This is a genomic window from Pseudomonas sp. NFACC05-1 (genome assembly GCF_900100135.1).
Lineage (GTDB): Bacteria > Pseudomonadota > Gammaproteobacteria > Pseudomonadales > Pseudomonadaceae > Aquipseudomonas > Aquipseudomonas fluorescens_Q.
Genome location: NZ_FMTR01000001.1, coordinates 192,734 through 213,095, shown reverse-complemented (window position 1 = coordinate 213,095; position 20,362 = coordinate 192,734). Strand labels below are relative to the sequence as shown.

Genomic DNA, 20,362 nt, shown 5'->3' with positions numbered 1-20,362 from the left:
TTTGGCAAGGTGGCGGGCAAACGGGACGACAACCGCTGGCACAGGCGCGCGCGGAAGATTTCGCCACCGGATCACCCCGCCCGGTTGTAGTGAGAATCTGTGTCGAGGCAGGTCTCCTGGCTGACGGCGGGCCAATCTTTCGACTGGCAATTGCTGCGCCTTCCCGTGCGCCCGTTTAATAAGGGCATGCACAGTGGCCTTGCAGAAACAGCACCGTTCACAGTTGCGGGGGCAGCCGCGGCTTGGACCGCGTTCCCTTCTTAGCTCCGGCACGTGCCGAAGAACCTCGAAGGCGCAAGGCTACGCAGGGTGTGGGGGCGGGTCAATCTCCGCAAGTAAGATGCAGGATGCTGTTGTGGCGAGGGAGCTTGCTCCCGTTGGGCAGCGCAGCGGCCCCCAGCTCTTTACGGTCGCTGCGCAACCGAGCGGGAGCAAGCTCCCTCGCCACAACAGCCCGCTCGTCGGCCCTTGTACATTGACGGCCCCGCCCCGCCCATGCTCTCCTGTGCGCCTAGTTACGGGTGCCCTTCACAGGGTGAAACGGGAAACCGGTGAATCGTGCGCTTTACTCCAAGGCCACGTCAGTCCGGTGCTGCCCCCGCAACGGTAAGCGAGCGAAGCGTCTGAACCACTGTGTCCCAGGACATGGGAAGGTGACGCTTGCAGGCCAGGCGCAAGCCCCGCCCCTCGCGAGCCCGGAGACCGGCCCATGACTCATGCACCAACAACCCGCGGTGGGCGGGCGCTGTTCGAATCCTGGCGGGCCTTCGCCTGGGGTTTCATTGCGCTCGAATCACCCACTGAACAAGAACAGAGGGAAGCGCCATGTCGACCATCAGCAGCACCGCCCGCACCGCCAGTAGCACCACCACCCTGAGCCAACGCCTGAGCGCCGCGATCTTCGCTTCGATCCTGGGTGCGAGCCTGGTCTATTTTGCCGGGTTCTCTCACATCGAAGCGGTCCACAACGCCGCCCACGATACCCGTCACAGCGCCGCATTCCCTTGCCATTGAGACCTGACGCCATGATCAAGCGTATCGCGCAGACCGCTGGTTTCAGCGGCTTGCTGGCCGCCCTGCTGCTGACCCTGCTGCAAAGTTTCTGGGTATCGCCGCTGATTCTCCAGGCGGAAACCTTCGAGAAGGCCCCGGCGACCGAGGTCCATGAACACGCCGACGGGGCGGCTCATACCCATGATGCCGAGGCCTGGGAGCCGGAAGACGGTTGGCAGCGCGTGCTGTCCACCACTGGCGGCAACCTGGTGGTCGCCGTGGGTTTTGCCCTGATGCTGGCGGGCCTGTACACCTTGCGCGCACCGACTCGCACGTCCCAAGGCCTGCTCTGGGGCTTGGCCGGTTATGCCACTTTCGTCTTGGCGCCGACGCTTGGCCTGCCGCCGGAACTGCCTGGTACCGCAGCGGCCGACCTGGCCCAACGGCAGATGTGGTGGATCGGCACCGCGGCGTCCACGGCGGTGGGCATCGCCCTGATCGCCTTCGGCAAGCATTGGCTGCTCAAGTTGCTGGGCGTGGCGACGTTGCTGGTGCCCCACGTCATCGGCGCGCCCCAGCCCGAAGTCCACTCGATGCTGGCGCCCGAAGCGCTTGAAACGCAATTCAAGATCGCCTCGCAAGTGACCAACGTCGCGTTCTGGCTGGCCTTGGGCCTGATCAGCACATGGCTGTTTCGCCGTGACGGCCAAGCCCGCCACGACGCATGAGCAACGGGCCGATGCTGGTGGTCGGCCTTGGCTGCCAACGCGGTTGCCCGGCCAGCACGCTGCGGGCCTTGCTCGACGAAACGCTGCAGGCCCACGGCATCGAACTTCATCGGGTACGGGCCCTGGCCAGTATCGACCTCAAGCGTGACGAACCAGGACTGCTGGATCTGGCCGGGCAACTGGCCCTGCCGCTGACCTGCTTCAGTGTCGAACAGTTGGCCGGCTACGAGCAGCGGCTCAGTCACCGCTCCGAGATCGCCTTCCAACGAACCGGTTGCTACGGCATCGCCGAAAGCGCCGCCCTGGCCTTGGCCGACCAATTGGGCACGACGCCCGCGACGCTGCTGATTACTCGCCAAAAAGGGCCCAAGAGCACGTTGGCATTGGCGGTCGTGGCGTAAATCCCGATAATCGGCGCCCAGGATCATGAGCGATCTTCATCTGGGCGACGCTCACCCACCTTTCACAGGAGCCGGTCATGACCGTTTACTTCATCGGCGCCGGCCCCGGCGACCCGGATCTCATTACCGTCAAAGGCCAGCGACTGATCCGCCACTGCGCGGTGATCATCTACGCCGGTTCCCTGGTACCAACCGCCGTCCTTGAAGGCCATTGTGCCGAACAGGTGATCAACAGCGCCGAGCTGCATCTGGAACAGATCATCGAATTGATCAAGAGCGCCCATCTCAAGGGGCAGGACGTGGCCCGGGTGCATTCCGGCGACCCAAGCCTGTACGGCGCCATTGGCGAGCAGATTCGTTGCCTGCAGGAACTGGGCATCCCTTTCGAAATCATCCCGGGCGTGACCGCGACCTCAGCCTGTGCTGCTTTGCTGGGTGCAGAACTGACCTTGCCTGACGTCTCCCAAAGCGTGATCCTGACGCGCTACGCGGACAAGACCGCGATGCCCGCCGGGGAGGAATTTGCCAGCCTGGCGCAGCACGGAGCGACCATGGCGATTCACCTGGGGGTCAATCATCTGGAAAAAATCGTCAGTGAACTGCTGCCCCACTACGGCGCGGATTGCCCGATCGCGGTGATTCACCGGGCAACATGGCCGGATCAGGATTGGGTGCTGGGTACACTGGCAGATATCGCCGAGAAGGTGCAGGCCAAGGGTTTCCGCCGAACGGCGCTGATCCTGGTGGGGCGTGTGCTGGGCAATGACGTGTTCAGCGAATCATCGCTGTACCGTGCCGGGCATGCGCATCTCTACCGCCCTTGACGCAACCGGCTGGAGCCAACCCGAGTCCCCTGTGGGTCCAGGCTGACGACTGAAACTATTGTGGCGAGGGAGCTTGCTCCCGCTGGACCGCGAAGCGGTCCCCCTGCAACTCATGTGCCCATCACGAAGAGCACATCGGTTGCCTTGCGATTGCTTCGCAATCGAGCGGGAGCAAGCTCCCTCGCCACAGCGAACACCTATCAGTAGTAGGCGTTTTCTTTCTGGGTATGGTCGGTCACGTCGCGTACGCCCTTGAGCTCCGGAATGCGCTCGAGCAAGGTGCGCTCGATGCCTTCCTTCAAGGTGACGTCAGCCTGGCCGCAGCCCTGGCAGCCGCCGCCGAGCTGGAGCACGGCGATGCCGTCTTCCACCACGTCGATCAGCGAAACCTGGCCGCCGTGGCTGGCCAGCCCCGGGTTGATTTCGGTTTGCAGATAGTAATTGATGCGCTCGTTGACCGGGCTGTCGGCATTGACCATCGGCACCTTGGCGTTTGGCGCCTTGATGGTCAGTTGACCACCCATGCGGTCAGTGGCGTAGTCGACCACCGCATCGTCCAGGAAGGCTTCGCTGAACGAGTCGATGTACGCGGTGAAGCTCTTGAGCCCCAGCGCGGTGTCTTCGGGTTTTTCTTCCCCCGGCTTGCAGTAGGCAATGCACGTCTCAGCGTACTGGGTGCCGGGCTGGGTGATAAAGATGCGGATCCCGATACCCGGGGTGTTCTGCTTGGACAGCAGGTCGGCCAGGTAATCGTGGGCGGCATCGGTAATGGTAATGGCGGTCATGGAAACTCCTCGCAGGCTTGCCGGCAGTTTACGCCAATCATCGCGCCGGACAAAGTCCCAGTATTTTTGTCAGGAAAGCGTCCGGCGGCACGGAGTTTGCCGCCGGAGCTGTCGATCAGAGGTTCTGGTAGCGATTCATGTCCAACACGCCGCTTTCCAGGGGCTCCGTCTCCTGGATGTACTGGCTCAGGTCGTGGAAGTAGTACCAGAACTGCGGGTGGCTGCGACGAATGCCCCAGCGCTCGACAATCCGCTCGAACGCCGGTGCATCCTGGGCGCCTTGCATGGCCTCGACGAATGCCGGCACTTGCCCGGCCGGAATGTTGAACATGAAGTTCGGATAGCTGCTGAGCACGCCCGGGTAGACCGTGAGTGTGTCCAGCCCCGGCTGGTATCGCGCCTCCTCGCCCAGCAGGAACGCCACGTTGCTATGGGCTCGGTTGCGCAGCAGGCTGTAGACTTCACGATGACCACTGGCGGTTTCGACGCGCAGCAGAGTCGCTTCCGGCAGTTGGTCGATCACCTTGAGCCCCGCCGCAGGGCGCGACACCAGCCGACTGAGGGCCTGTTCGGCGTTTTGCAGCGCCGGGTCGATGTTCGGGCGCGAGCAGTAGGCGCCGTCGCAGCGGTTGATCGGATCGGGGCGGGCATTCAGCTCGCCGTACCGGGCCAGCAGTTGCTGGGTGAAATCGCCCTTGGGGTCGCGCTCATCAAGCTTGAGGGCGGTCGGTTTGTCATCGTCGATGGCCTCATAATCGAGCCACATCTTGAATTTGCCGCCGGCCTGGTACCAGTCGTCAAGATAGCCTTCCCGGGAGTCGGCCGGCATCAGGCGCAGGAAGTTCTGCTCCGCACCGTTGCGGATCAGATCGAAATACAGCCGGGTCTGGGCCTGGTGGGACACGTTGCCGAATACATCGAAGTTCACCGCCAATTGGTAATAGGTGCGCTCCAGCAACGGGAAGTCGAACAGCCACATCGTCTGCGGCACTTCGCCGATCAAGCCCTTGTTGACCGAGGCACTGTCGAAGTGCCGGAAAATGCTCAACAATGCATTGTCATTCCCGGCCCACAGCGTCGACCAACTCGGCGCCGGCGCATCGGCATAGACGTCGCGGCGCAAGGCTTCGTACTCGTTGCGCTTGTCCCGGTAGTCGAGCCACAAGCTGAGGACGCTGCCCACGTCGTCGTTCTGCCCCGGCATTGCCAGCAGCGGCGTGGCCTGGCCGCGGTAGTTCGGATCTGTAATGTACAGGTCATGTTCGGGGGCCTGGAACAGCGCCCAGAAATTGTCGCGGATCACGTCCGTGGCAATCTGGCCCCGGCACACCGGCCCGCGAATGAAGGTGCGCACAAAATACTCGGCGTTATCGAGCATGAACTGGTAGCGAGCCTGGGCCGGGATCGCTTCGAAGGTGGAAAATGGATTGGCCCGGCGCTCCGGACCGTAGCCCGGCAACGCGGTCACCTGCCATTTGCCGCTGTAGAACAGGCTCTTGATGCGCCCCATCTTCGCCGCGCTCAAGCCGTAGGTGATATGGGTCTTGTGCACGATCACCCCTTGCACCGGCCAGAGCCGGTAATAGACGCGGGTGCCAGGGTCATCATTCGGACGGCGGGTATTGATCAGGTCGATCGGCTGGCCGGTGGGCGTGCGCGAACGGACCCACTGGAAGAAATGCCCCGGCTCGCCGTCCTTGAAATAGATGTGCGCCAGGAACCAGTGCTCGAACAACCAGCGGCCCACCAGGCTTTCCCGGGCGCCAGGGGCGTTGAGCAGGTTTTCCCATTGCACCACCTGCAAGGCTTCGGCGGCACTCGGGGCCAGGGCCTGCTGATCGATGGGGGCGCCTGCGGCCAGCCAGCGTTGCAGGGTCTGGTATTGCTGGTCCGTCAGGCCGGTGACGGCCAGGGGCATGCCTTCCTTGGGATGGGCGCCGGCGTATTCGTTGAATTGATCCGGCATCGCGCAGCTGTTTTCGCGATTGAGGCCCAGCACGATCTCTTCCGGCAGCTTGGCGTTGGGCTGCAACGGCGTGCGGTGGCCCAACTCCAGCATGCGCGCCATCAGGGCAGCCTGGCTGCCTTGGGCATCGAGCACCGAATAGAAGCCCTTGCGCTGCCAGGCGCGCTGGCCGGAGGCGTCATAGAACAAGCGGGTCGGCTCGGCCGCCTGGCGCCGCTCGCCGTCGTACACCGACAGCTTGCTCGCGCCCCGTGCCGCGCCTTCGCCGCTGCCCAGGTTCAACTGGCAAGCGGAGTCGTAGCAGGCATGGCAGGCCACGCATTTTTCCGTGAAGATCGGCTGGATGTCGCGGGTGTAGGAGATCGCTGGAGCGCGGCTCCCGGCGGCTGCGGTAAAACACAACAGCAGCAACAGACTGCCGAATAAGACGCGGTACGGCATGTCTCGGGTCCCTAAGAGATAGTCCGGCGATTCTACCGGGCCAGCATCGCCTTGCAAACATGAGCGATATTCATGCAAAAGCCCATCATGATCAAATCCTGCACAGGTTTGCTATCATCCTGGCCTTCGTAATGGTCTTTTTTTCCAGGTAGTCCTATGTCCGATCGCAGCGCTCGCCTTTATCTTCTCCAGCAAGCCCTCAAGGAGCGCATCCTGATCCTCGACGGCGGCATGGGCACGATGATCCAGAGCTACAAGCTCGAAGAGCAGGACTACCGTGGCAAGCGTTTCGCCGACTGGCCGAGCGACGTCAAGGGCAACAACGACCTGCTGGTGCTGAGCCGCCCGGACGTGATCGGCGCCATCGAAAAAGCCTACCTGGATGCTGGCGCCGACATCCTGGAAACCAACACCTTCAACGCCACCCAGGTGTCCCAGGCCGACTACGGCATGCAAGGCCTGGCCTACGAGCTGAACCTGGAAGGCGCGCGCCTGGCCCGTAAAGTGGCTGACGCCAAGACCCTGGAAACCCCGGACAAGCCACGTTTCGTTGCCGGCGTACTCGGCCCGACCAGCCGCACCTGCTCGCTGTCGCCGGACGTGAACAACCCCGGCTACCGCAACGTGACCTTCGACGAACTGGTGGAGAACTACACCGAGGCCACCAAGGGCCTGATCGAAGGCGGTGCCGACCTGATCCTGATCGAAACCATTTTCGACACGCTCAATGCCAAGGCAGCGATTTTCGCCGTGCAGGGTGTTTATGAAGCGTTGGGCGTCGAACTGCCGATCATGATCTCCGGCACCATCACCGATGCGTCCGGTCGTACCCTGTCCGGCCAGACCACCGAAGCCTTCTGGAACTCCGTGGCCCACGCCAAGCCGATTTCCGTGGGCTTGAACTGCGCCCTCGGCGCTAGCGAGCTGCGCCCGTACCTGGAAGAGCTGTCGAACAAGGCCAACACCCATGTCTCGGCGCACCCGAACGCCGGCCTGCCCAACGAATTCGGTGAATACGACGAATTGCCGGCCGAGACCGCCAAAGTCATCGAGGAATTCGCCCAGAGCGGCTTCCTGAACATCGTCGGCGGTTGCTGCGGCACCACCCCGGCGCACATCGAAGCCATCGCCAAGGCCGTGGCCGGCTATGCCCCGCGACCGATTCCAGAGATTCCCCGGGCCTGCCGCCTGTCGGGCCTGGAACCGTTCACCATCGATCGCAGCTCGCTGTTCGTCAACGTCGGCGAGCGGACCAACATTACCGGTTCCGCCAAGTTCGCCCGGTTGATCCGCGAGGACAACTACACCGAAGCGTTGGAAGTGGCACTGCAGCAGGTCGAGGCCGGCGCCCAGGTGATCGACATCAACATGGACGAGGGCATGCTCGATTCGAAGAAGGCCATGGTGACCTTCCTCAATCTGATTGCCGGCGAACCGGACATCTCCCGCGTGCCGATCATGATCGACTCCTCCAAGTGGGAAGTGATCGAGGCCGGCCTCAAGTGCATCCAGGGCAAGGGCATCGTCAACTCCATCAGCATGAAGGAAGGCGTCGAGCAGTTCATCCATCACGCCAAGCTGTGCAAGCGCTACGGCGCCGCCGTGGTGGTGATGGCGTTCGACGAAGCCGGCCAGGCCGACACCGAGGCGCGCAAGAAGGAAATCTGCAAGCGCTCCTATGACATCCTGGTCAATGAAGTCGGCTTCCCGCCGGAAGACATCATTTTCGACCCGAACATCTTCGCCGTCGCCACCGGTATCGAAGAGCACAACAACTATGCCGTGGATTTCATCAACGCCTGCGCCTACATCCGCGACGAACTGCCCTACGCGCTGACCTCCGGCGGCGTGTCCAACGTGTCCTTCTCGTTCCGAGGCAACAACCCGGTGCGCGAGGCGATCCACTCGGTGTTCCTGCTGTATGCGATCCGCGCGGGCCTGACCATGGGCATCGTCAACGCCGGCCAACTGGAGATCTACGACCAGATCCCGGTGGAACTGCGCGACGCCGTGGAAGACGTGATCCTCAACCGTACCCCCGAAGGCACCGACGCCCTCCTCGCCATCGCCGACAAGTACAAGGGCGACGGCAGCGTCAAGGAAGCGGAAACCGAGGAATGGCGCGGCTGGGAAGTGAACAAGCGCCTGGAACATGCCCTGGTCAAGGGCATCACCACCCACATCGTCGAAGACACCGAAGAATCGCGACTGTCGTTCGCCCGACCGATCGAGGTCATTGAAGGCCCACTGATGGCCGGCATGAACATCGTCGGCGACCTGTTTGGCGCCGGTAAGATGTTCCTGCCCCAGGTGGTGAAATCCGCCCGGGTGATGAAGCAGGCGGTGGCCCACCTGATTCCGTTCATCGAGGCGGAAAAAGGCGACAAGCCGGAAGCCAAGGGCAAGATCCTGATGGCCACGGTCAAGGGCGACGTGCATGACATCGGCAAGAACATCGTCGGCGTGGTGCTCGGTTGCAACGGCTATGACATCGTCGACCTGGGCGTGATGGTGCCGGCGGAGAAGATCCTGCAGGTAGCCAAGGAACAGAAGTGCGACATCATCGGCCTGTCCGGCCTGATCACCCCGTCCCTGGATGAAATGGTGCATGTGGCGCGGGAGATGCAGCGCCAGGATTTCCACCTGCCGCTGATGATCGGTGGCGCCACCACCTCCAAGGCCCACACGGCGGTAAAGATCGAGCCCAAGTACAGCAACGACGCGGTGATCTACGTCACCGATGCCTCCCGTGCCGTGGGCGTGGCGACCCAGTTGCTGTCCAAGGAACTCAAGCCGGCTTTCGTCGAGAAAACCCGCCTGGACTACATGGACGTGCGCGAGCGTACATCCAACCGTAGCGCTCGGACCGAACGCCTGAGCTATGCAGCGGCCATCGCCAAGAAGCCGCAGTTCGACTGGAGCAGCTACCAGCCGGTCAAGCCGACCTTCACCGGCGCCAAGGTGCTGGATAACATCGACCTGAACGTCCTGGCCGAATACATCGACTGGACGCCGTTTTTCATCTCCTGGGACCTGGCCGGCAAGTACCCACGCATCCTCACCGACGAAGTGGTCGGCGAAGCCGCCACCGCACTGTACGCCGATGCCCGGGCCATGCTGCGCAAGCTGATCGACGAGAAACTCATCAGCGCTCGCGCGGTGTTCGGCTTCTGGCCGGCCAACCAGGTGCATGACGACGACCTGGAAGTCTACGGTGACGACGGCAAGCCCTTGGCGCGCCTGCACCACCTGCGCCAACAGATCATCAAGACCGACGGCAAGCCCAACTTCTCCCTGGCCGATTTCGTCGCGCCCAAGGACAGCGGCGTGACCGATTACGTCGGCGGTTTCATCACCACCGCCGGCATCGGCGCCGAAGAAGTCGCCAAGGCCTATCAGGAGGCCGGCGACGACTACAACTCGATCATGGTCAAGGCCCTCGCCGACCGTCTGGCCGAGGCCTGCGCCGAATGGTTGCACCAGCAAGTGCGCAAAAATTATTGGGGCTACGCCCAGGACGAGAGCCTGGACAACGACGCCCTGATCAAGGAGCAATACACCGGCATCCGCCCTGCCCCCGGTTACCCGGCCTGCCCGGACCACACCGAGAAAGCCACCCTGTTCCGCCTGCTCGATCCCGAGGCCAGCGAACTGAAGGCCGGACGCAGCGGCGTGTTCCTCACCGAACACTACGCCATGTTCCCGGCAGCGGCGGTCAGCGGCTGGTACTTCGCCCATCCCCAGGCGCAGTACTTCGCCGTGGGCAAGATCGATAAGGACCAGGTCCAGAGCTATACCGCGCGTAAAGGCCAGGAGTTGAGTGTGACGGAGCGTTGGTTATCGCCTAATTTGGGGTATGACAGCTGATATAAGATCTTGGCCCAAACAGACCGCAGCCTTCGTCAACTGCATGGATACATAATCCTGTCGTTGCCGAAGGCTGCGATTTTCAGGACTCAACTGTCGTCTTTCGAAAGCCCAGCAGCGCTTCCAACGCAAAACACCGCGATAAAATACTGACGCCACCGCTTTATTTACTTCTTCACCGAGACAATTATATTTATCGGTTCCTTCCAATCGGAATTAGCCCTTCGAGCCTCCAACTGCAACAATCCATTATAGTATCCCGCCGGAAGCGCTACGTTATCCCGAACATCGTATTGTATTTCAAGCCCAACCATGGGGCCGAGCGCTCCGAGAAAACGCTTACTGTTCATATTTTCCCGCCAACCATTTTCCTCTTGAACGCGAATCCCCCGTAACTTAACGACCACTTCATTACCTACCGCATTGAACAACTTCACCCTCAGCATCGTGAACTTTTCATCTGTTCCTGGCGCCAGCTCTGTAGGACCCACATCGGCTGACAGAGCAACAATCCCACCCATATAAAGTCGCTCTATTCCAGGAATCCGGATGTAAGTAGACGCCTGATTATGGAGGCCACTGACGACAAGCATACGCAGACCTGGCAGTTCCGGTTTATAGCCCGTCAATCGCGCCGTACTCTCACGCCAGACGCGTGCCATGTCGGCCGTCCTTGCATCCCCTATCGGCAAGCCGTAAGTATCATTGACGGCAGGTGTCGAATAGTAGAGGGATCGACTACCGGTACACATATTGGTTTTGGTTTTGCCGTTATTGTAGCCATAGTTGTAGTCCGAACCGTTTGCCTCTTCGCAATGGTCCCCTCCGACGTTATGCCCTATCTCATGGGTAAAAGTGGTGGATGCATACCAGGCGCTGACGCTTGAATATCCACGAAAATAGGCTCTTCCCTGCTCTTGGTTGGTACCCGTCGCAATGGCTGCGTTCACATCGGTTTTGTACCGGTCCCGATAGGGGCTGAGAAGATCTTGCCAATTGGTCAATCCCTCGTTACTGGTATTGTAAGGCACATCAAAAACGCTGACGGCACCGAGTCGCAATGAAACTTCCCCGACGCGCGAGTTTCGTAAGCTGAGATTGACCATTTCAACCTGTGCAAGCGCGTGAGCAATGGGATCGACCTCCAGCTGATTCAGCGCATTGGCAGAATAAGCGAAGAGCATATCAATATAAGAGTGCCCGTCACTGGCCGCCTCCGGAGGAGCAGGATCTTCCCGTGATTTGACCGTATCGTTTTCCAATAAGTCTTCAGCTGGCTCGGCGATGAATGTAAGGCGCCCCTGGGGATCAACTTTTAACAAGCCGTGCTTATCGGGCTCATTGACGACCCCAACGACCGCTCCATCTGGAGACCGAACCACCACCAACGACCCCGTCTCACCATCACGGGCATACAAATTGCCACTTTCAATCGTATAGCCCTGCTCAACGTGTATCGCCGAACGTTCAAAGCGGGCATCGCCAATCGCATTGGCATAAACACTCGCCGACGTCGGTTGAGGTGTGTTCTCTTGGCTTTCGGTTGCCGCATTGCTTACCGGCAACCCCAAGAGGAAAACCAGCGTAGCCGTAGCCCAACGGTAAAAAACCGTGGCCGTGAACGAGCTTCGGACGTTCATGGCTGATATCTCCGCAAGTGACAGGAGTCATCAGCGTGATCCAATCCCACCGAAGCGGATACTGACAGAAGTACCAGTAGCGACACGGGTCAGGAAGGCTTAGGTTGACTGATTTTCTGTCTGCCAAGGCGTTGGGGGAAAACCGGGCGCCAGAGATCCATGACTGAGGCCACCGCGGATCGAGATCTTTTGTCTATGCTTGTCCCACACACATGACAGACGAGGGATTTATGGACGATCCAACCGACAATAAGCCACCCACTCTGTTGCAAATGCTGCACAGCGTGGGGGCGGCGGCCTTTGGCGTGCAAAGCGGGAAAAACCGCGCCCGGGACTTTACCCATGGAAAGCCAAGTCACTTCGTGATCCTCGGCATCCTGTTTACGGTCATTTTCGGGTTGACGTTGTATGGGATCGTTAATTTGGTGTTGTACTTTGCGGGTGTGTGAACACTTAGTATCCACAGATCATTATGGACAGCTTGCCTGCAATCCGGGCCGAGGCTAGCGACGCCCCAGCCCATCGAGCGAAAAGGCATAGCGCTCGCCATCCGGGTGCGACACCAGGCTGAAGCGCTTGAAATCCAGGCGATAGTCCTTGGCAGGATCCATGTTCAGCCACGCTCGAGCGCGGGCCGGATCGAGCGATTGCATCAGGTCGATCTGCTGGTTGTAGCCGCCATGACGCGCGAGGTCAGTGCCCCGGGCGTGATCATGGAGTAGCACCATGGCCCACCCTCCCAAACTGAAGTGCCCGGTGAACAGCACGCTCAAGCGCCCGTCGATGCGGGCCTGGAGCGCCGCCCTGGAACTGTTCATGGCGCTGAACAACACATCCTTGCCTGGCTGGCGACCCGCCTCCTCGAACGCCTGCATGGCGCCCAGGGCCATCTCATCGTTGGCGGACCACACCAACGCGGTCTGCGGATACCGCTTGGCCAGTTGGCTGGCCTGCTCGTAGGAGCGCTCGCGATTCCACTCGCCATAGACCAACTGGCGCAGGTGTACCTGTGGATGCTCCGCCAGCGCCCGGTACAGACCTTTCTCACGCAGTTGCGCCGAAGGCGTGGACTTCTTTCCGGAAAATGCCAACAGGTCGAGGGTTTGCCCAGGCGCCAGCGGCCCATGCTGGCGCAACAGCTCGGTGAGCATCAGGTAGCCACTGCGCTCGTCGTCGGGCACCAGGCTGCCAAGCAGTTCGGCAGGCGGCGCGCCTTGCTGTGCCAGCAGGCGGGTCTGGTCGCTGGTCAGCGTGTTGTTCACCAGGAACAGCTTGATCCCGCTACCCTGGGCCAATTGCAGGATGCGCGGGGCAACATACTGTTCGTTCACCAGCACCAGGTAGTCCGGACGGTCAACCGACGTGATGACGTCTTGAGCCTGGCGGATCATGCGCTCGGGATCGCGCTCGGCGTACTCCACGCGCAGGCGCAACCCCAAGCCATTAGCCGCGGCCTGCATGAACTCGCTATAGCTGACCCAGAACGTCTCGGTCGAACGCCCCGGATTGAGGAACACCACCGAAGTCGCAGCCCTCACCTGGGCTGAAGGAGAAACAGCGCCGGCGGCGTGCACCGGTAACCAGAATGACAGGCATAACAACGCTACCAGCCTGCAGATAAACTTAAACATCCCGCCCGCCCTGAATAATACGCCACCCAGTATAACGACCCGGGTGGCGAACGGGCACATGAACGCGAGACCTTCATGTAGCTGGCAACGGCTCGAACCTATTGATGACTGACCCAGAACACTGCGGTGCCCACCACCAGGATAATCAGGAACAAAATGGCCCAGGCATCAACGGTACTGTCGCTTTTCCTTGCTTTGGTCGGATTGCTCATTGCATCGCCTCTTGTCGGTTTTGTAGGTGATTGCATAGGGACTCGACCACAGTTAAGACGATGATTGCCCGCACGACAAATGTGGGTTAGGCAATAATCAATCTCATTAGTCGATTTGGTTCTTTACATATACTCAAACATCACTTTTGCGCATAACTCAAAACAGGTATCTTGCACCGGCTCCTCTAGGAGTGCGCGGCCGTGCGCGCAGAATTGCCGAGGCAGAACCCGATTCCAGCGAGCCAACATGCAGCTGTTTCTGATCGGCCCAAGCCTGAGACCGAGACTTATATGTACGTATATGACGAGTACGATCAGCGGATCATCGAGGACCGCGTCAAGCAGTTCCGTGATCAGACCCGACGCTATCTGGCAGGCGAGCTGAGCGAAGAAGAATTCCGCCCTCTGCGCTTGCAGAATGGCCTGTATATCCAGCGCTTCGCCCCGATGCTGCGGGTGGCTGTGCCTTATGGCCAGCTGACTTCGCGCCAGGTGCGCAAGCTGGCGCAAATCGCCCGCGATTACGACAAGGGCTACGCCCACATCAGTACCCGGCAGAACGTCCAGTACAACTGGCCAGCCCTGGAAGATGTGCCCGAGATCCTCGCCGAACTGGCCACCGTGCAGATGCACGCGATCCAGACCAGCGGCAACTGCCTGCGCAACGTCACCACCGACCAGTTCGCCGGTGTCGCAGCCGACGAGTTGATCGACCCGCGCCCGTGGTGCGAGATTGTCCGCCAGTGGACGACGTTCCACCCGGAATTCGCCTACCTGCCACGCAAGTTCAAGATCGCCATCAACGGCTCGACCTCTGACCGTGCGGCCATCGAAGTCCACGACATTGGCCTGGAGACGGTCTACAACGCGGCCGGCGAGTTGGGCTTCCGTGTACTGGTGGGCGGTGGCCTGGGGCGTACGCCGGTGGTCGGCGCGTTCATCAACGAGTTCCTGCCGTGGCAGGACCTGCTGAGCTACCTCGACGCCATCCTGCGGGTATACAACCGCTACGGCCGTCGCGACAACAAATACAAGGCGCGGATCAAGATCCTGGTCAAGGCCCTCACGCCTGAAGTGTTCGCCGAGAAGGTCGAAGCCGAGATGGCTCACCTGCGTGGCGGCCAGACCACCCTGACCGAAGCAGAAGTCCACCGTGTGGCCAAGCATTTCGTCGATCCAGACTACAAAGTCCTGAGCAACCAGAACGCCGAGCTGGCTGCCCTCGACAAGGAACACCCTGGCTTCGCCCGCTGGCGCACCCGCAATACCCTGGCCCACAAGAAGCCGGGTTATGTCGCGGTGACCCTGTCCCTGAAGCCAACCGGCGTCGCGCCGGGCGACATCACCGACAAGCAACTGGACGCCGTGGCCGACCTGGCCGAGCGCTATAGCTTCGGCCAACTGCGCACCTCCCATGAGCAGAACATCATCCTGGCGGACGTTGAACAGAGCCAGTTGTTCACCCTCTGGGGCGAGTTGCGCGAGCAAGGTTTCGCCACCCCGAACATCGGCCTGCTGACCGACATGATCTGCTGCCCGGGCGGCGACTTCTGCTCCCTGGCCAACGCCAAGTCGATCCCTATCGCCGAATCGATCCAGCGTCGCTTCGACGACCTGGACTACCTGTTCGACATCGGCGAGCTGGACCTGAACATTTCCGGCTGCATGAACGCCTGTGGTCACCACCACGTCGGCCACATCGGCATCCTGGGCGTGGACAAGAAAGGCGAAGAGTTCTACCAGGTCTCCCTGGGCGGCAGCGGTAGCCGCGACGCCAGCCTGGGCAAGATCCTCGGCCCGTCGTTTGCCCAGGACGATATGCCTGACGTGATCGAGAAGCTGATCGACGTTTACATCGAACAACGTACCGAAGACGAGCGTTTCATCGACACTTACCAACGTATTGGCATCGACCTCTTCAAGGAACGCGTCTATGCAGCGAATCATTAAGAACAACGAGGTCATCGACGAAACCTGGCACCTGCTGCCCAAGGACGCGACCCTCGATGGCATCTCCAACTGTGACGACCTGATCGTGCCCCTGGCCTTGTGGCGCGATCATGCCCACGCCCTCAAGGCCCGCGACGGCGGCCTGGGCGTGTGGCTGGACGCCGACGAGGAAGCCGAGGAAATCGGCGAGGACGCCAACCAGTTGCAGGTCATCGCCTTGAACTTCCCGGCCTTCACCGACGGGCGCAGCTACTCCAACGCCCGCCTGCTGCGCGACCGCTATGGTTTCAAGGGTGAGTTGCGGGCGATTGGCGACGTACTGCGCGACCAGTTGTTCTACATGCGCCGCTGCGGCTTCGACGCCTTTGCCTTGCGTGCCGACAAAGACCCCTTTGAGGCCCTCGAAAGCCTCAAGGACTTCTCGGTGACCTACCAGGCTGCCACTGACGAACCGCTGCCGCTGTTCCGTCGTCGCTGAGACAGCCCTATGAAAAAGCCCTGAGCCGGGTGTACCGGTTCAGGGCTTTTTCATTTGATGGTCCTACCACCGTGGCGGCCCAGCCCGCTCCCACAGGGGCAGTGCGAGGGCGGGCTACGCGGATTACCAGAACCGCTGCTGGGTCAGGCGGCTCCACCAACTGAGCAGCACACGATCCACCGAACCGCTGGCCGCCATGCCGATGCGTTCCTGCAGGCTTTTGCGTTCGGCGTAGTGCAGGTGGTACAGCTCGGCACCCTTGGCGCGTTCGGCCAGGTATTCATCGCTGGTTTTCAGCTCGTCCACCAAGCCCTTGCCCTGCGCCGCGACACCCAACCAGACCTCACCGGTCGCCACTTCATCGATGGCCAGTTGCGGGCGGTAGTTGGACACGAAGTTCTTGAACAGCTCATGGGTAATGTCCAGGTCTTCCTGGAATTTCTCCCGGCCCTTCTCGGTATTTTCGCCGAACACCGTCAACGTGCGTTTGTATTCCCCGGCCGTCAACACTTCGAAATCGATGTCGTGTTTCTTCAGCAGCCGGTTGACGTTGGGCAATTGCGCGACGACGCCGATGGAACCCAGGATCGCGAAGGGAGCGCTGATGATCTTCTCGCCGATGCACGCCATCATGTAGCCACCACTGGCCGCGACCTTGTCGATGCAGACCGTCAACGGCACGCCGGCCTGACGGATCCGCGCCAGTTGCGACGAGGCCAGGCCATAGCTGTGGACCATGCCGCCGCCACTTTCCAGGCGCAGCACTACTTCATCCTTCGGCGTCGCCAGGGTCAGCAGCGCAGTGATTTCATGACGCAGGCTCTCGGTGGCCGAGGCCTTGATGTCACCGTCGAAATCCAGCACGAACACCCGGGGCTTGGCCGCCGGTTTGTCCTTGTTTTTCTTCCCGGCCTTTTCAGCCTTGCCTTCGGCCTTGCGCAGCGCCTTGAGCTGATCCTTGTCCAGCAGCGTCTGTTCCAGGCGCTCACGTAGCCCCTTGTAGAAATCGTTGAGTTTGCTCACCTGCAACTGACCGGTCGACTTGCGCCGCCCCTTGCTGCGCAACGCAGCAAAACTGACCAGCACCACCAGGATGGCGATCACCAGCGTCACGGTCTTGGCCAGGAAACCGGCGTACTCGATGAAAAACTCCACAGCAACTCCTTAAATGCAATGTGCCACTGAACACAGGCGCGTAACGGTCCCAGCATACCCATGCGGCTGCGTCGCGACCAGTCATGAAACCGGTGGTTACGTTAACGCGAGCGAGGCAGGACAAGGCTGCAACGGGCATTTCAAACAAGCGTATGTTTTTTCATTGACAGCTCACCGCCATCCCCATAACCTCGCCAAACCTTCAACGTACCGGGATGACGCGGACGTGGGCAGTATCTATCTGATTCGACATGGCCAGGCCTCCTTTGGTGCGGACGACTACGATGTCCTTTCACCCAATGGCGTGCGCCAGGCGCAAGTGCTCGGCGGCCACCTGGCGGAGCTCGGTGTCGTGTTCGATCGCTGCCTCTCGGGTGACCTGCGTCGCCAACAGGATACCGCCATCGGCGCGCTGGAACAGATGTCCGCCGCCGGGTTACCGGTTCCCGGGCTGGAAACCGACACCGCGTTCAACGAGTTCGATGCCGACGCGGTCATTCGCGCCCTGCTGCCGGACATGCTTCCCCAGGAGCCCGAGGCGCTGCATATCCTGCGCAACGCTGCGCAGAACCGCGCCGAATTCCAGCGCATCTTCGCGCTGATCGTCGAACGCTGGCTCAGCGGCCAGTATGACCCGCCGGGCCTGGAAAGCTGGCTGGGTTTTGTCGAGCGGGTCCACGCGGGCCTGCAGCGCATCCTGGAGCAAGCCGACAACACCCACAAAATAGCCGTGTTCACCTCCGGCGGCACCATCACCGCCCTGCTCCACCTGATCACCCAGATACCGGCCCGACAGGCCTTCGAACTGAACTGGCAAATCGTCAACACCTCGCTCAACCACCTGAAATTCAGGGGCCGCGAGGTGGCCCTGGCTTCCTTCAACAGCCATGCCCACCTGCAACTGCTGAAGGCCCCGGACCTCATCACCTTTCGCTGAGTCCGGATTACTGTAGACCCTTGCTGTACCACCCAAATAAGGATCGAAACCATGACCTCCGTAGCCGACGCCGTACAAGCCATGAAAGCCAAGTTCAACCCAGCCGCCGCTGCCGGCCTGGATCTGGTATTCGGTTTCCGCATCGACGATACCAAGAATTTCTCGCTGGTCGTCAAGGACAACACCTGCGAACTGCAGGAAGGTGAAAACCCGGACGCCCAGGTGACCCTGGTGATGGACGGCGAAACCCTGCAAGGCATCGTCGACGGCAGCACCGACGGCATGCAAGCGTTCATGAGCGGCAAGCTGCGTACCGAAGGCGACATGATGCTGGCCATGAAACTGTCCGAGCTGTTCCCTGGCTGAGACTGCGCTCGCGTTTTTCGCGGGCCTCTGATTGCAAACGAATCCCGCCCCCGTGGCGGGATTCGTGTTTCTGCCCTGCGCTGATTCTGCCTTGCACTCACAACCTTGATCCCTGTCAGTTGTCGCTCCTCCCCCAGCCGCTAATGTAGCGCTTCCATCAAGCCAGGGACGGCTCATCGGGAGCCGGCGCCTGCTCATCTCACGGAAGAGAGACTCATGCCCACACTGAAGATCATTTTGCTGTCGAGTGCCTTCAACGGCCTGACCCAACGCGCCTGGCTGGACCTGCGCGAGGCCGGCTATCGCCCTAGCGTCGTGCTGTTCACCGATCCGGCCTCGGTCTGCCGGCAAATCGAAGAAAGCGGCGCCCACCTGGTGATCTGCCCGTTTCTCAAGGACCGTGTACCCGAGCAGTTATGGCGCAATCCGCGGCGCCCGGTGGTGATCATTCATCCCGGAATTGTCGGCGACCGCGGCGCCAGCGCCCTGGACTGGGCGATCACTCGGCAGCCCGAGCGCTGGGGCGTCACGGCATTGCAGGCGGTAGAGGAAATGGACGCCGGGCCAGTCTGGGCCACGTGCGAATTCGACCTGCCCCAAGGCCTGCGCAAATCCGAGCTGTATAACGGCCCGGTCAGCGACGCCGCCATTCGTTGCATCCGCGAGGTCGTGGAGAAGTACCTCGACGGTTTCATCCCGGTACCACTGGACTATGGCCGTCATGACGTGGTCGGACGCCTGCAACCGAACATGACCCAGGCCCATCGCACCTTCAGTTGGCACGACAGCAGCGGTTTCATCAAGCGCTGCATCGACGCGGCCGACGGTCAACCCGGCGTACTCGCGAGCCTGGCCGGCGAACAGTTTTACCTGTACGACGCCCATCCGGACGTTCGCCACGGCCTGCCCGGCGAACTGCTGGCCGTGCGTGACGATGCGGTGTTGGTGGCGACAGGGGATACAAGCCTGTGGATCGGCGCCCTGCGCCGCAAGCCGCAGCCCGGCGACCAGACCTTCAAGCGTCCGGCGCGCCATGTTTTGTCGAACCTCCTCGAAGGCGTCCCGGTGCTCGACGGTTCCCTGGCCCGCCAGCCGTTCAGCGATGAGTCTTATCAGCCCATTCGCTACCGGGAATGCGGCCATGTGGGAGAGCTGACGTTCGAGTTCTATAACGGGGCGATGAGCACTGAGCAATGCCAGCGCCTGGTGGCGGCATTGCGCTGGGCCAAGTCCCGGGACACCCAGGTGCTGTTGATCCGCGGCGGGCGCGGGAGCTTTTCCAACGGCGTGCACCTGAACGTTATCCAGGCCGCCGCCGAACCCGGCCTGGAGGCCTGGGCCAACATACAGGCCATCGATGACGTTTGCCTTGAGTTGTTCAGCGCACGGCAACTGGTGGTCAGCGGTCTGACGGGTAACGCCGGGGCCGGCGGTGTGATGTTGGCTCTGGCGGCCGATATCGTGCTGGCGCGCCGTGACATCGTGCTCAACCCGCACTACGCGACCATGGGCCTGTACGGCTCTGAATACTGGACCTACAGCCTGCCCCGCGCGGTCGGGCCGGACATGGCCTGGAAACTCACCCGGGACTGCCTGCCGATCAGCGCCCTCCAGGCATTGCGCTACGGCATGGTCCAGGAGATCGGACCACGCTGCCCCGACGAGTTCGGCCTGTGGCTGCTGCAACGAGCCAACAGTGCGCTGCTCGATCCGAACTATGAAAGCATCCGGGTTCGCAAGGCCGAGCGGAGCCTGTCAGCGATCCAGGCGTGCCGCGAGGGTGAGCTCGCGCAGATGCGACATGACATGGTGGACAATCGCCACGGCTTCGCCGACAAGTGCCGTGGTTTCGTCTTCAAGCACAAGGCCTGCCGCACGCCAGAACGCCTGGTCGCCCCTTGGGCACGAACGGCACAGGTCCAAGCCGTCCAATAATGTCCGGTATCGGCGAGGCGCGGCAGCTCTTACAATGCCCGCTTCCCCCGTAT

At 61.3% G+C, this 20,362-nt stretch carries 16 protein-coding genes and 2 riboswitches; of the genes, 11 read left to right on the top strand and 5 right to left on the bottom strand.

The features are described 5' to 3' along the window. Positions 1-88 precede the first annotated feature (88 nt). Positions 89-304, bottom strand: a riboswitch (cobalamin riboswitch). 198 nt (positions 305-502) lie between these two features. Next, positions 503-726, top strand: a riboswitch (cobalamin riboswitch). A 99-nt stretch (positions 727-825) separates the two neighbouring features. From BLO97_RS01015 to cobM, 4 genes are all read left to right on the top strand, one after another. After that, positions 826-1,014, top strand: coding sequence for a CbtB domain-containing protein (locus BLO97_RS01015; protein ID WP_092145605.1), 189 nt, complete (start codon positions 826-828; stop codon positions 1,012-1,014). A gap of 11 nt (positions 1,015-1,025) precedes the next feature. Further along, positions 1,026-1,721, top strand: coding sequence for a CbtA family protein (locus BLO97_RS01010; protein WP_063322000.1), 696 nt, complete (start codon positions 1,026-1,028; stop codon positions 1,719-1,721). Further along, on the top strand, positions 1,718-2,122 hold the full coding sequence (locus BLO97_RS01005; protein WP_092344475.1) for a cobalamin biosynthesis protein: 405 nt from the start codon (positions 1,718-1,720) through the stop codon (positions 2,120-2,122). The genes BLO97_RS01010 and BLO97_RS01005 overlap by 4 nt, the downstream gene beginning before the upstream one ends. A 77-nt stretch (positions 2,123-2,199) precedes the next feature. After that, positions 2,200-2,946 (top strand): precorrin-4 C(11)-methyltransferase, encoded by a 747-nt coding sequence (gene cobM, locus BLO97_RS01000; protein ID WP_092344473.1) that lies wholly within the window; start codon positions 2,200-2,202, stop codon positions 2,944-2,946. A gap of 200 nt (positions 2,947-3,146) precedes the next feature. On the opposite strand, the gene nfuA is transcribed toward cobM, so the two are convergent. Together nfuA and BLO97_RS00990 are read right to left on the bottom strand one after the other, a co-directional pair. Next, a complete protein-coding gene (nfuA, locus tag BLO97_RS00995) occupies positions 3,147-3,731 on the bottom strand; it encodes a Fe-S biogenesis protein NfuA (RefSeq protein ID WP_092344471.1) in 585 nt (194 codons plus the stop codon). A gap of 115 nt (positions 3,732-3,846) precedes the next feature. Continuing rightward, complete coding sequence (locus BLO97_RS00990; RefSeq protein WP_092223985.1) at positions 3,847-6,138, bottom strand: fatty acid cis/trans isomerase; 2,292 nt, start codon at positions 6,136-6,138, stop codon at positions 3,847-3,849. 156 nt (positions 6,139-6,294) lie between these two features. Between BLO97_RS00990 and metH the strand changes: the two genes are divergently transcribed. After that, positions 6,295-10,005 carry a methionine synthase gene (gene metH / locus BLO97_RS00985; RefSeq protein ID WP_092145595.1) on the top strand — a complete coding sequence of 1,237 codons (3,711 nt, stop codon included), beginning with the start codon at positions 6,295-6,297 and terminating at the stop codon, positions 10,003-10,005. A gap of 167 nt (positions 10,006-10,172) precedes the next feature. Here metH and BLO97_RS00980 read toward each other — a convergent pair whose 3' ends face one another. After that, entirely contained in the window at positions 10,173-11,645 is a 1,473-nt protein-coding gene (locus tag BLO97_RS00980) for a reprolysin-like metallopeptidase (protein ID WP_092344469.1), read from the bottom strand. Positions 11,646-11,875: 230 nt separating this feature from the next. On the opposite strand from BLO97_RS00980, the gene BLO97_RS00975 reads away from it, so the two are divergent. Further along, positions 11,876-12,094: a DUF2970 domain-containing protein gene (locus BLO97_RS00975; protein ID WP_072347696.1), complete on the top strand. Its 219-nt coding sequence runs from the start codon at positions 11,876-11,878 to the stop codon at positions 12,092-12,094. Positions 12,095-12,148: 54 nt separating this feature from the next. On the opposite strand, the gene BLO97_RS00970 is transcribed toward BLO97_RS00975, so the two are convergent. Continuing rightward, entirely contained in the window at positions 12,149-13,276 is a 1,128-nt protein-coding gene (locus BLO97_RS00970) for an ABC transporter substrate-binding protein (protein ID WP_092344467.1), read from the bottom strand. 503 nt (positions 13,277-13,779) lie between these two features. On the opposite strand from BLO97_RS00970, the gene BLO97_RS00965 reads away from it, so the two are divergent. Then, on the top strand, positions 13,780-15,438 hold the full coding sequence (locus BLO97_RS00965) for a nitrite/sulfite reductase (protein WP_092145591.1): 1,659 nt from the start codon (positions 13,780-13,782) through the stop codon (positions 15,436-15,438). Then, a complete protein-coding gene (locus tag BLO97_RS00960; protein ID WP_063322008.1) occupies positions 15,422-15,916 on the top strand; it encodes a DUF934 domain-containing protein in 495 nt (164 codons plus the stop codon). The genes BLO97_RS00965 and BLO97_RS00960 overlap by 17 nt, the downstream gene beginning before the upstream one ends. 123 nt (positions 15,917-16,039) lie before the next feature. Here BLO97_RS00960 and sohB read toward each other — a convergent pair whose 3' ends face one another. After that, on the bottom strand, positions 16,040-17,071 hold the full coding sequence (gene sohB, locus BLO97_RS00955; protein ID WP_063322009.1) for a protease SohB: 1,032 nt from the start codon (positions 17,069-17,071) through the stop codon (positions 16,040-16,042). A gap of 226 nt (positions 17,072-17,297) precedes the next feature. Here sohB and BLO97_RS00950 point away from each other — a divergent pair, with 226 nt between their 5' ends. The 3 genes from BLO97_RS00950 to BLO97_RS00940 all read left to right on the top strand — a co-directional run bounded on the left by BLO97_RS00950 (position 17,298) and on the right by BLO97_RS00940 (position 20,309). After that, entirely contained in the window at positions 17,298-18,008 is a 711-nt protein-coding gene (locus BLO97_RS00950; RefSeq protein WP_092145585.1) for a histidine phosphatase family protein, read from the top strand. 51 nt (positions 18,009-18,059) lie between these two features. After that, positions 18,060-18,374, top strand: a complete 315-nt coding sequence (locus tag BLO97_RS00945) for an SCP2 sterol-binding domain-containing protein (protein WP_063322011.1) — start codon at positions 18,060-18,062, stop codon at positions 18,372-18,374. A gap of 216 nt (positions 18,375-18,590) precedes the next feature. Continuing rightward, positions 18,591-20,309, top strand: coding sequence for a hydrogenase maturation protein (locus tag BLO97_RS00940; protein ID WP_092344465.1), 1,719 nt, complete (start codon positions 18,591-18,593; stop codon positions 20,307-20,309). Positions 20,310-20,362 lie beyond the last annotated feature (53 nt).

Excerpts from the sequence above, each read along its gene's own strand:
- BLO97_RS01015 (WP_092145605.1), top strand. The coding sequence starts at position 826 with ATGTCGACCATCAGCAGCACCGCCCGCACCGCCAGTAGCACCACCACC.
- BLO97_RS01010 (WP_063322000.1), top strand. The coding sequence starts at position 1,026 with ATGATCAAGCGTATCGCGCAGACCGCTGGTTTCAGCGGCTTGCTGGCC.
- BLO97_RS01005 (WP_092344475.1), top strand. The coding sequence starts at position 1,718 with ATGAGCAACGGGCCGATGCTGGTGGTCGGCCTTGGCTGCCAACGCGGT.
- cobM (WP_092344473.1), top strand. The coding sequence starts at position 2,200 with ATGACCGTTTACTTCATCGGCGCCGGCCCCGGCGACCCGGATCTCATT.
- nfuA (WP_092344471.1), bottom strand. The coding sequence starts at position 3,731 with ATGACCGCCATTACCATTACCGATGCCGCCCACGATTACCTGGCCGAC.
- BLO97_RS00990 (WP_092223985.1), bottom strand. The coding sequence starts at position 6,138 with ATGCCGTACCGCGTCTTATTCGGCAGTCTGTTGCTGCTGTTGTGTTTT.
- metH (WP_092145595.1), top strand. The coding sequence starts at position 6,295 with ATGTCCGATCGCAGCGCTCGCCTTTATCTTCTCCAGCAAGCCCTCAAG.
- BLO97_RS00980 (WP_092344469.1), bottom strand. The coding sequence starts at position 11,645 with ATGAACGTCCGAAGCTCGTTCACGGCCACGGTTTTTTACCGTTGGGCT.
- BLO97_RS00975 (WP_072347696.1), top strand. The coding sequence starts at position 11,876 with ATGGACGATCCAACCGACAATAAGCCACCCACTCTGTTGCAAATGCTG.
- BLO97_RS00970 (WP_092344467.1), bottom strand. The coding sequence starts at position 13,276 with ATGTTTAAGTTTATCTGCAGGCTGGTAGCGTTGTTATGCCTGTCATTC.
- BLO97_RS00965 (WP_092145591.1), top strand. The coding sequence starts at position 13,780 with ATGTACGTATATGACGAGTACGATCAGCGGATCATCGAGGACCGCGTC.
- BLO97_RS00960 (WP_063322008.1), top strand. The coding sequence starts at position 15,422 with ATGCAGCGAATCATTAAGAACAACGAGGTCATCGACGAAACCTGGCAC.
- BLO97_RS00945 (WP_063322011.1), top strand. The coding sequence starts at position 18,060 with ATGACCTCCGTAGCCGACGCCGTACAAGCCATGAAAGCCAAGTTCAAC.
- BLO97_RS00940 (WP_092344465.1), top strand. The coding sequence starts at position 18,591 with ATGCCCACACTGAAGATCATTTTGCTGTCGAGTGCCTTCAACGGCCTG.